The 10,593-nt window shown below is 67.2% G+C and carries 9 protein-coding genes; 6 read left to right on the top strand and 3 right to left on the bottom strand.

The genetic code is table 11. From position 1 onward, the window contains the following. The first annotated feature begins 48 nt into the window (after positions 1–48). Positions 49–2,223, top strand: coding sequence for an esterase-like activity of phytase family protein (locus tag N5I32_RS12160; RefSeq protein ID WP_439648194.1), 2,175 nt, complete (start codon positions 49–51; stop codon positions 2,221–2,223). Between the two features lie 81 nt (positions 2,224–2,304). Further along, positions 2,305–3,099: a L,D-transpeptidase gene (locus tag N5I32_RS12165; protein WP_261496148.1), complete on the top strand. Its 795-nt coding sequence runs from the start codon at positions 2,305–2,307 to the stop codon at positions 3,097–3,099. 6 nt (positions 3,100–3,105) lie between these two features. Here the strand turns inward: N5I32_RS12165 and N5I32_RS12170 are convergent, their stop codons facing one another. Together N5I32_RS12170 and N5I32_RS12175 are read right to left on the bottom strand one after the other, a co-directional pair. After that, positions 3,106–3,447: a cupin domain-containing protein gene (locus N5I32_RS12170; RefSeq protein WP_261496149.1), complete on the bottom strand. Its 342-nt coding sequence runs from the start codon at positions 3,445–3,447 to the stop codon at positions 3,106–3,108. Positions 3,448–3,503: 56 nt separating this feature from the next. After that, entirely contained in the window at positions 3,504–4,973 is a 1,470-nt protein-coding gene (locus N5I32_RS12175; RefSeq protein ID WP_261496150.1) for an ABC transporter substrate-binding protein, read from the bottom strand. Positions 4,974–5,146: 173 nt separating this feature from the next. Between N5I32_RS12175 and panB the strand changes: the two genes are divergently transcribed. Beyond that, positions 5,147–5,971, top strand: a complete 825-nt coding sequence (gene panB, locus N5I32_RS12180) for a 3-methyl-2-oxobutanoate hydroxymethyltransferase (RefSeq protein ID WP_261496151.1) — start codon at positions 5,147–5,149, stop codon at positions 5,969–5,971. Further along, positions 5,968–6,807: a pantoate--beta-alanine ligase gene (gene panC / locus N5I32_RS12185; RefSeq protein WP_261496152.1), complete on the top strand. Its 840-nt coding sequence runs from the start codon at positions 5,968–5,970 to the stop codon at positions 6,805–6,807. Before panB ends, panC begins: the two co-directional genes overlap by 4 nt. 67 nt (positions 6,808–6,874) lie before the next feature. Here panC and N5I32_RS12190 read toward each other — a convergent pair whose 3' ends face one another. After that, positions 6,875–8,173, bottom strand: coding sequence for an acetylornithine deacetylase/succinyl-diaminopimelate desuccinylase family protein (locus N5I32_RS12190; RefSeq protein ID WP_261496153.1), 1,299 nt, complete (start codon positions 8,171–8,173; stop codon positions 6,875–6,877). A gap of 154 nt (positions 8,174–8,327) precedes the next feature. Here N5I32_RS12190 and N5I32_RS12195 point away from each other — a divergent pair, with 154 nt between their 5' ends. Together N5I32_RS12195 and N5I32_RS12200 are read left to right on the top strand one after the other, a co-directional pair. Beyond that, positions 8,328–9,404 carry a coiled-coil domain-containing protein gene (locus tag N5I32_RS12195; protein ID WP_261496154.1) on the top strand — a complete coding sequence of 359 codons (1,077 nt, stop codon included), beginning with the start codon at positions 8,328–8,330 and terminating at the stop codon, positions 9,402–9,404. Then, positions 9,405–10,532, top strand: coding sequence for a hypothetical protein (locus N5I32_RS12200; protein WP_261496155.1), 1,128 nt, complete (start codon positions 9,405–9,407; stop codon positions 10,530–10,532). Positions 10,533–10,593 lie beyond the last annotated feature (61 nt).

Below are 10,593 nucleotides of genomic sequence, written 5' to 3' on the forward strand. Positions count from 1 at the left end.
GCACGAAAAGTCCATCCCCTGCACGATATCTGCAACCGGGGATGGACCATGCACACAACTTCACGCCTTTTCGTTTCCAGCCTTGCGCTTTGCGCGGCAATGCCTGCTGAGGCCGAGATGGCCTTCAATCGCATCGCGACCTTCGCGACGCCCCGCAACATGGCGGCGGGAGAGGACACCAGCCGCGCAAGTTCGGCCGAGATCATCACCGCGACCGAAGACGGGATGACACTTCTCTACACCGACAGCCCGCTGGGCGTGGTGGGGGCGGTCGACATCACCGACCCGCAGGCGCCGCGGCCGCTTGGCAACATCGCAATGGGGGGGGAGCCGACGACCGCCGTCGTCATCGGCGCCCGCGCCTTCGCCGCCGTCAACACCTCCGCCAGCTACGCCGAACCGTCGGGCAAGCTGGTGACCATCGACATCGCCGCGCAGACGGTCCTTTCGGAATGCGACCTTGGCGGCCAGCCCGATTCGGTCGCGCGCGCGAAGGACGGGTCCTTCCTTGCCATCGCCATCGAGAACGAGCGCGACGAAGACCTGAATGACGGCCAGATCCCGCAGATGCCCGCCGGCTTTGTGGTCAAGCTGCCGGTCAAGGACGGTATGGCCGATTGCGCGGCGATGCAGAGGATCGAGATGACCGGCTTGGCCGCGATCGCGCCTGAGGACCCGGAGCCGGAGTTCGTCGATATCAACGATGCGGGCGAGATCGTGGTCACGCTTCAGGAAAACAACCACATCGTCATCATCGGCGCGGATGGCACGGTCACGGGCCACTTTTCGGCAGGCGCCGTGACGCTCGAGGGCATCGACCTGACCGACGAACGCGGCGCGATCCGGTTCAGCGAAACGCAGGCCGACCGCAAGCGCGAACCGGACGGTATCAAGTGGTTGGGAACCGATCGCCTCGTCACCGCCAACGAGGGCGATTACGAAGGCGGTTCCCGCGGCTGGACCATCTTCAAACGCGACGGATCGGTCGTCTACGAGAGCGGGGCCGACTTCGAACATGCCGTCGCGCAGATCGGCCACTATCCCGACCGGCGATCCGACGCGAAGGGGATCGAGCCGGAATCGATCGAGGTCGCGACCTTTGGCGACAGGCCCATGGTCTTCGTCGCGGCCGAGCGTGCGTCGGTCGTCGGCGTTTACGATGTCACTGATCCCTCTGCTCCGGTGCTGACGCAGATCCTGCCCTCGGGCGTAAGCCCGGAAGGCATGGTCGCGATCCCCGCGCGCAACCTGCTTGCCTCGGCCAACGAGGTGGACCTGGTGGAAGATGGCGGCGTGCGGGCGCATGTGATGGTCTATGAGCTTCAGGATGCGCCGGCCGCCTATCCGATGATCACCTCGCAGGGCGCGGACGAGCTGATCGGCTGGGGTGCCCTGTCCGGACTTGTCGCCGATGCCGACAGGCCAGGGCTTCTTTACGCGGTCAACGACAGCTTCTTCGGCTATCAGCCGACGATCTTCACCATCGACGCGACGCAGAAACCGGCGCGGATCGTTGCCGCCCTGCCGGTGACCCGCGGCGGCATGCCGGCGCAGAAGCTCGACATGGAGGGGATCACGCTGGACGGAAAGGGCGGGTTCTGGGTCGCCTCAGAAGGCCGCTCGGATCAACTTGTTCCGCACGCGCTTTACAGCGTGAACGCCAGGGGCGAGGTCCGGAAGGAAATTGCCCTGCCGGCAGCACTTGCCGCCAGCGAAATCCGCTTCGGCTTCGAGGGGATCACCCGGGTCGGTGACATGCTGTGGATGGCGGTGCAGCGCGAATGGAAGGACGATGTCGCGGGCGAGGTGAAGCTCATCGCCTACAACACCGCCGAGGATGCCTGGACGGCCGTCCGCTATCCGCTGGACGCGAAGGGCGAGGGCTGGATCGGCCTGTCGGAGATCACCGCGCATGGCGACTGGTTCTACATCGTCGAACGCGACAACCAGATCGGCGGGACGGCAAAGGTCAAGCGGCTTTACCGCGTGCCGGCGGCGCAGATGATCGGCGCGCCGGTGGGGGGCGACCTGCCGCTGGTGCAGAAGGAACTGGTCCGCGATCTCCTGCCCGATCTTGCGGCGCTGAACGGCTATGCCGCCGAGAAGATCGAGGGCCTTGCCATCGACGCGGCGGGCGAGGGCTGGGTGGTCACCGACAATGACGGCGTCGATGACAGTTCTGGCGAAACCCTGTTCTGGTCGATCGGGAAACTCGCCGAATAGCACGAAACCCGGAAAGGCGCTTTCGCATCGGGGAAGAATCTTGCTAGGGATGCGCTGAACAGAAACTTGCGCGGACCGATTATGCCAGTTCTTGCCCCGATGCCCTCGCGGCGTTCCTTCCTTGCCCTGACCGGATCCGCGGCCCTTGCCGCCTGTGCGCCAAGGCCCGAGGACAACCCCGACGACCCGGTCAGCCGCTACGGCTTCACCCCGGTCGAAGGGTATGAGGCGATGGACGATGGCGGCTATCACCTGCCGCCGGTTCCGCCGCAGTACCTTGAATGGCCGAACCGCCGGCAGCTTGTCTTCTACGAGGGGGAGCGGGCGGCGGGCGACATCGAGATCGACCCCCATGCCAAGTTCCTCTACTACATCCTGCCGGACGGCACCGCTTGGCGTTACCCGATCGCGGTGGGGCGCGCCGGGCTTGCGCTTCGCGGCCGCACCACCATCCGGCAGAAGAAGGAATGGCCCGGCTGGACGCCGACGAAGAACATGCTGCGCACCCAGCCCGAGGTCTACGGCCCCTTCGCCCGCGGCGTGCCGGGCGGCATCGCCAGCCCGCTTGGCGCACGGGCGCTCTATCTCTACCGGGGCGGCAAGGACAGTTATTTCCGCATCCACGGGACCAACGACCTGGGTTCGATCGGCAATTCGGGCTCGGCCGGCTGCATCCGGCTTTTCAACCACGACATCATCGACCTAGCCGCCCGCGTCAGTATCCCGACCGAGGTCTATGTGCGCACCGAGGAAGATTCGCTGCGCCTGCTGGGGCCGGAAATGACCCCGCGCGGCGTCGAACTGCCGCCGAGGATCGTCTCTCCCGAGACGATCTATGGCGCGACGGAGGTTGCGGTCGAGGATCCTGGCGTCTGACCGGGGTCAGAGCCGGATGACGTATTCCTTGCGGATCGTCTCCATCACCTCCCAGGTGCCGGAAAATCCCGGGCGCAGGATGAAGCTGTCACCGGCCTGAAGCGGGTATTCGGTGCCGTCGTCCGAAGTGATCACGCAGCGCCCTTCGAGGATGTGGATGTATTCCCATTCCTCGTAGGAAATCCGCCACTTGCCGGGCGTGGCCTGCCAGATGCCGCAGTAAAGCCCGTCGCGGTCCTCGAGGTTCCAGGTGGTGAACTCCGGGTCACCCGCGATCACCTTGTCGGGCGCGGGGCGTTCGTGTTCGGGTTCGACCGCATCGGCGGTCAGGCGCAGGAAGTCTTTCATCATTTCTCCGTTCCGGGCGGGCCCGTGCTGACAGGCCCGCTTCTGGCGCATTGCGGTTACTCTGTCCAGCGGACCGCCGTCAGGTCGTTGGCCTGGGTCGGCGCGTTTTCCCAAAGGCCCTCAATCCGCGCGTCCGCGACCCCGGTCTTGGCCAACTGGAAAAGGAAGGCGTTGACGTAATCCTTCGCGATCATCTCCTGCGCCTGCTTCAGGATGGCGGAGCGTTCGGCCGGGTCGGTGGCAAGCGACAGCCCGTCCATCAGCGCGACGAACTCTGCCTTGCCGTACTGGAAATAGTAGTCCGGCCGGGCGTAGATGTTGATGTCCATGGGCTCGGTATGGCTGACGATGGTCAGGTCGAAATCCTTGCCCTTGAAGACCTGTTCCAGCCACTGCGCCCATTCGAGGTTGGTGATCTCGGTCCGGATGCCGACGGCGGCCAGTTGCGCGGCGATGATCTCGCCACCCCGGCGGGCATAGGTGGGGGGTGGCAGCGCCAGCCGCAGTTTCAGGTCGGATACGCCCGCCTCGGCCAAGAGCGCCTTCGACTTCTCCGGATCGAAGGCCGAAATGCCGGTCAGGTCGGTATAGTCGGGGTTGTGCGGCGCAAAGTGGGTGCCGATGGGCGTGCCGTAGCCGAACATGGCGCCGTCGATGATGTCCTGGCGGTTTATGGCGTGGGCGATGGCCTCCCGCACCAGGACGTTGTCGAGCGGGGGTTGCCGGTTGTTCATCGCCAGAATGGTTTCGCCCTCGGTCGAGCCGACGATGACCCGGAAGCGCGGGTCGGCGGCCAGTTGCGGCAAGGTTTCCGGCGCGGGGAAGTTCGGGAAGGCGTCCACGTCCCCCGCCATCATCGCGGCGAAGGCGGCGGTCGGGTCGGAAATGAAGCGGAAGGTGGCCTTCGAGAGCGCGGCGGGTTCACCCCAGTAATCGGCGTTGCGCTCGATCTCCACCCGGTCGCCCTGGGTCCAGCCGACAAACCGGAACGGCCCGGTTCCGACCGGGGCCGTCGCCGCGTCCGCGATGCTTTCTGGCGCGACGATCACCGCGTCACCCCATGCCATGTTGAAGGGAAAGTTTCCGTCGGGATTGGCAAGCGTGACCTTCACGGTCAGCGGGTCGACGACCTCCACCGTCTCGATCCCCGCGAAGAGCGCCTTCTGCGCGTTGGCGCTGTCCGCAGCCCGCGCGCGGTCGAGCGAGAACCTCACGTCCTCGGCGTCCATCGCGGTGCCGTCATGGAAGGTCACGCCCTCGTGCAGGTGAAAGACGTAGGTCTTCGCGCCGTCCTCGACACCCCAGCTTTTGGCAAGCGCGGGCAGGATCGCGCCGTCCGGGCCGAAGCGGGTCAGGCCCTCGAAGATGTTGGCATAGACGATCTCGTCGATGGCCGCCGCAGCGCCCGCGGTCGGATCGAGGTTCGGCGGTTCCAGCACCATGCCGAGGGTGATCGTGTCCTCTGCGGCGAAGGCCGTGGTCGCGATCAGCGCCAGGAGCGCGGCAAGACTCAGGCGGTTCAGCATCTCATGTCCCTCCCTCAGGCGGCGCGCGCGGGCAGGCGCCGCGCCAATGATTGTCGGGCAATGCGGCCGCGATCAAGTCCCGTGCGATGAAGCCCCGTCCGGGGCAAGGAAGGACTCGCCTGCATGCTGCGGCGCAGCTAAAGTGCTGCGGCAGGTGCTAGGGGAGGATGGCGATGAGCGCGACCGCAGACGACAGGCGCCCGGCGCCGCCAGACATCCGCGCGCGCAAGGGCGGCGTGCCGCTCGTGGCGCTGACGGCCTACACCACGCCGATGGCGCGGCTGGTGGACGCGCATTGCGACATCGCGCTGGTGGGCGACAGCGTCGGCATGGTGCTGCACGGGCTGCCCTCGACGCTGGGCGTGACGATGGAGATGATGATCCTGCACGGGCAGGCTGTCGCACGAGGCCTCACGCGCGCGCTTCTGGTCATCGACATGCCCTTCGGCAGCTACGAGGAGGACCCGGCGCAGGCGTTCCGCAATGCCGCGCGGCTGATGGCGGAGACGGGGGCCGCGGCGGTGAAGTTGGAAGGCGGCGCGCACATGGCCGGGACCGTTGCCTTCCTGACCGCGCGCGGCGTGCCGGTCATGGGCCATGTCGGGCTGACGCCACAGGCGGTCCACCAGCTTGGCGGCTACCGGGTGCAGGGGCGGGGCCAGGACGCCGACCGCGTGCGGCGCGACGCTGCTGCGGTCGCCGAGGCAGGCGCCTTCGCCGTCGTGCTCGAAAAGGTGCCCGATGCGCTCGCGCGCGAGATCACCGAGGGCCTGCCGGTGCCCACGATCGGGATCGGCGCCTCGGCCGCCTGCGATGGCCAGGTGCTGGTGGTCGACGACATGCTGGGCATGTTCACCGGGTTCCGCCCGAAATTCGTGCGCCGCTACGGTGAACTTGGCGCCGAGGCGGACCGGGCGATCGCTGCCTATGCGGCCGATGTCCGCGCCCGCCGGTTCCCGGCGCCGGAGCATGTCTTTGCCGCGGAGGCCGGCAAGTGACCGAGGTGATCCGGAGCGCGGCGGCGCTGCGCGAGAAGGTGACGACCTGGAAGCGGTCGGGCATGCTGGTCGGCGTGGTGCCGACGATGGGCGCGTTGCACGACGGGCATCTGAGCCTGGCGCGGGCCGCGCGGGGCCAGTCGGACCGGGTGATCGTGACCATCTTCGTCAACCCGATGCAGTTCAACAACCCCGAGGACCTGAAGAAATATCCCCGCGACGAGGCCCGCGACCTCGCCCTACTCAAGGCGGATGGCGTCGATGTCCTCTTCGCGCCGGGACCGGAGGAGGTCTATCCGCGGGGCTTTGCCTCCACCGTGTCGGTCACCGGCGTCTCCGCGCCGATGGAGGGCGCCTTTCGTCCCGGCCATTTCGATGGCGTGGCGACGGTGGTGACCAAGCTTTTCGGAATGACCCAGGCGGGCCGGGCCTTCTTCGGCGAAAAGGACTGGCAGCAGTTGCAGGTGGTCCGGCGGCTGGTCACCGACCTTAACATCCCGATCCGCGTGATCGGCTGCCCGACGATCCGGGAGGAGGACGGGCTGGCGATGTCGTCGCGCAACGTGCGGCTGACGGAGCAGGAGCGCAGCGTCGCGCCGGCGCTTCACCGCGCGATGCAGGCGGCGGCGGAGGCGATCCGCGCCGGGGCGCCGGTTGCCGCGGCGCTGGCGGAAGCGCGGGACGCGGTCCTGCGGGCGGGATTCGCGGAGATCGAGTACCTCGATTTCCGCGATGCCGAGACGCTGGAGCCGCTGGACCGGCCGGGGCCGCCGGCACGGCTGCTCGCGGCGGCGATGCTGGGCGCGGTTCGGCTGATCGACAATATCGCGGTCTGACACGGGGTCCGGGCCTGGGTGGGGGCGCTGCCCCCACACCCCCGGGATACTTGGAAAAAGAAGAAGATCAGGGGCCGAGAAGGTCGGCGAGCACGAGCGCCATGACCTTGGCGCTGTCGGCCATGTCGTCGATTCCCACCCATTCGTCGGGCTGGTGCGCGAGGTCGAGGATGCCGGGCCCGTAGGCGATGCAGTTCTTCAGCCGGCCGATGCGGTCGATGTGCTTCTGGTCATAGGTGCCCGGAGAGACGACATAGCCCGGCGCGCGCCCCAGAACCCGTTCGATCGCGGCGGCGGTGGAGCGGACCACGGGTGCGTCGCGGGCGGTCATCACCGGCTGCACCTCGAAGAGGTCGCGAATCTCGTAGTCGAAGGAGGGGCGCCGGGCCTTGATCCGGTCGAGCATCGCGGCGATCTCGTGCTTGACCTCCGCCAGATCCTCCTCGATCAGGAAGCGGCGGTCGATGGTGATGCGGCAGCGGTCGGGGACGCAGGGGGCGGGCAGGCCGGTATACCCGTCTTCCGGTTCCCGCGCGCCGCCGTGGATCGCGTTGATGTTGAGCGTCGACTGCCGGGCGCCTTCCGGGATCACCGGCATGGCGGTGCGCCGGGTGGCGAGCAACGGGAAGAGCACCGCCTCCATCTCGGCCAGGACCGCGCCCATGTGGCGCACCGCGCAATCTCCGAGGAAGGGCATGGAGCCATGGGCGATGCGGCCCTTCGTCTCGATCTCGGCCCACCAGACGCCGCGATGGCCAAGGCAGATGCGGTCCTTGTGCAGGGGTTCCGGGATGATGACGTGCTGGACGCGGGCGGGGTCGAAGCGGCCCTGCTGAGCCAGATAGGCGACACCGCCGAAGCCGCCCGATTCCTCGTCGGCCGTGGCCGATATCTCGATGGCGCCGCGGAAGTCCGGGCAGGCGGCGACGAAGGCCTCGGCGGCGATGATGGAGGCGGCGAGCCCGCCCTTCATGTCGCAGGCGCCGCGGCCGTAGATGCGGTCGCCCTCGACGGTGGCGGCGAACGGGTCGCGGGTCCAGCCGTGGCCGACCTCGACCACGTCGTGATGCGAGTTGAAGTGGACGCAGTCGCCCGCGCCAGATCCCTCGCGGCGGGCGACGAGGTTCCATCGCGGGTGGGCGTCGGAATCGCCGGGTGCGCCCTCGGCGCGGATCAGTTCGACCGAAAAGCCTGACCGCGCGAGGCGCGCGGCGAGGTAGTCGCAGATCTCGCGATAGTTGCGCCCCGGCGGGTTGAGCGTCGGGATGCGGATCAGGTCGCGCGCCAGGTCCACGAGTTCGTGGCGGCGGGCGGTGATTTCCCGGGCGATCCGGTCCTCCAGGGCGTCGGTGGGGGCGTCGGTCATCCCCGAACGCTAGCGCCGTGCCGGGGGCGCCGCAAGCCGGGCGCGATTTATGGCGTGACGGGGGGGACGGGTTCTGGAATATTCCCCCGGCAAAGGCCTTTTCCGCGGGCCGGTGCGGTGCATATTGTAATAGGGATTAACATCGGAGGAGCAGATGGCCGATTTCGACGCCCAGATCCGCGAAAGCCAGAAGCAGGTCCAGGATGCGCAGGCCCGGATCGCGGAGTTGACGACACGGATCGACAGCGCGCGGGCACGGCTGAAGACGGGCGACGACATCTCGATCGACATCGAGAATGCGACGCTTGACGACGTGCACAAGCATGCCGAGATCATGAACGCCAACATCGCCGAACTGATCATGGGACTTGACGATGTGACGGCCGGATTTTCCCGCGATTTCGACGAGATGCGCAACAAGACGGGCTGGGAAAGCTTCGTCGGCATGTTCTCCAAGGGCAAGTCCGAGGCGATGCGGCAGGAGCGGCTGCGCGGCGCTTCGATCGACGACAAGCTGCAGGACCTGATCGCCAAGTCCGACACGATCGTGCGGTTGCTTGAGGGGCAGCTGGCGGTCCTCAACGACCACAAGGGCCGGGTCGAGACGAACCTCACGGAGACGCTTTCGGACCGCGAGGTCACCGTGGCCGACCTGGAGCGGCTGCGCGCCGACATCCTGGCGATGGACCCGAAGATCATCGAGATCGAGAACCGGATCGCGGTCGAGCAGGACGCGGCGACGCGCACGAGGCTGGAAAGCGAGCTTGCCGAACTGAATACCCGCTACAACGCGATGGTGCAGGACGAGCAGGTAAAGCTCGCGAAGTCGCAGACGCTGGAACGCTATATCGAGAAGGGCAAGACCTGGGTCGACAGCCTGCAGAACCAGGCGGCGACGCAGATGGTGCTGATCAACAAGCTGCAGACCGACACCCGCCAGCGGGTCGTCCTATACGACGCGCTGACCAAGAGCCTCAAGACCGCGCAGCAGCAGGACGTGGCCCACCGCATCAACGAGATCGGGGTGAAGACCGACCAGGAGGCGCAGGCGGCCATGGCCGGGATCGGATCGGCCACCAACCAGCGCATGGCCGAGATGATGGAGGCGCACGAGGACCAGATGGTCTTTGCCCGAAAGGTGCTGGCCGAGAAGGCGAAAGCCGACGAACGTTTTGCACGGCGGTTCCAGGCCATTGTCGAGAAGCACGACAAGAACCTTTATGGTGGGTAAGTGCCCGACCTTGACCTGACCACGGACCACAAGGCGCTCGACGACGATCTGGCCGCGCGACGCTACTTCGCGAAGTTCGAGCGCATCACCGGCCTGCTGGCCGGTGTCGCGGAGGCGATGGAGAAAGACCGTGCGTTGTCGGCGCTGGAAAGCGATGCGACCCAGGCGCATGTCCGGGCGATCGCGGCGACGTTCCGGGCGCTCAGCCTGAAGTACCTCGTGTCGGGCCGGATCGAGGGGATCGGCCAGCGGCACCTGACGATCGACCTGCATGAAAGCGGCTTCCCGATCTTTCAGGAGATCGTGACCATGGCCAATGACGCGGCGCAGGCGGCCAAGCACTTGGCGGGCATGCCCGATGCGGCGCGCCTGAAGGACGAGATGGTGCGCCAGATCGTGGGCGAGCGGGTGGTGCCGACGCGGCTGCAATACGCGATGTCGCAGCGGCTTTACTACGAGGCGCTGGTGCGGGGCGGGCTTTTCTTCGCGCAGATGCATCCGGAGGCGCAGTTCATCGCCGAGGCGCCGGGCGGGCGGCGGCGGTTCCTGATTCATTGGGGTGTCTACGACAGCCAGTTGAACGTGCCCGTCCTCTACCTGCTCGACGCCGAGGATTCGGGCAGGAAGGCGCTGCCGCTCGACGAGGGGCGCTGGCCCGAGGTGCAGGCACACCTGCTGGCGCAGTCCGTCGGCGGGCTCAAGCTCCTGACGATTGCTAAGGGGTTCGACGCGGATTTCGCGGACCTGCACCCCAAACGGCTGCGCCGGATCCATCTTGGGCCGATGTATTCCTCGGCCTTCACCTTGCAGACCGGCCCGATCCGCGAGGTGCTGGAGGAGGCGCGGTCGCCCACGGGCGAGGACTGGGCGCTGGCCTGGACCGTCGAGGAACTGGAAAGCGAGCGGGTCGAGGTCGAGAAGGGCTGGTTCTCGTCGAGCGAGCGGCAGATCTTCCGCCTCGACCCCTTGGCCGGGCTTGGTCCCGATACGGGCGCCACGCGGATCACCCGGTCGATGATCCTGCCGCAGCGGCCGTTCCAGGTTCTGGCCGAGAAGGATCCCGAGGGATTCCGCGCGGTCCGCAAGTTCGTCGTCGGCAGGGAAGGCCGGGTGCTGGTCTATGGCTGAAGCGTGCCGGGGGGCTTTCTGCCCCCCGGACCCCCCGAGGATACTTGGGAAAAGAAGAAAG

The sequence above is a fragment of the Albidovulum sediminis genome, assembly GCF_025380365.1.
In the GTDB taxonomy this organism is placed as follows: domain Bacteria; phylum Pseudomonadota; class Alphaproteobacteria; order Rhodobacterales; family Rhodobacteraceae; genus Albidovulum; species Albidovulum sediminis.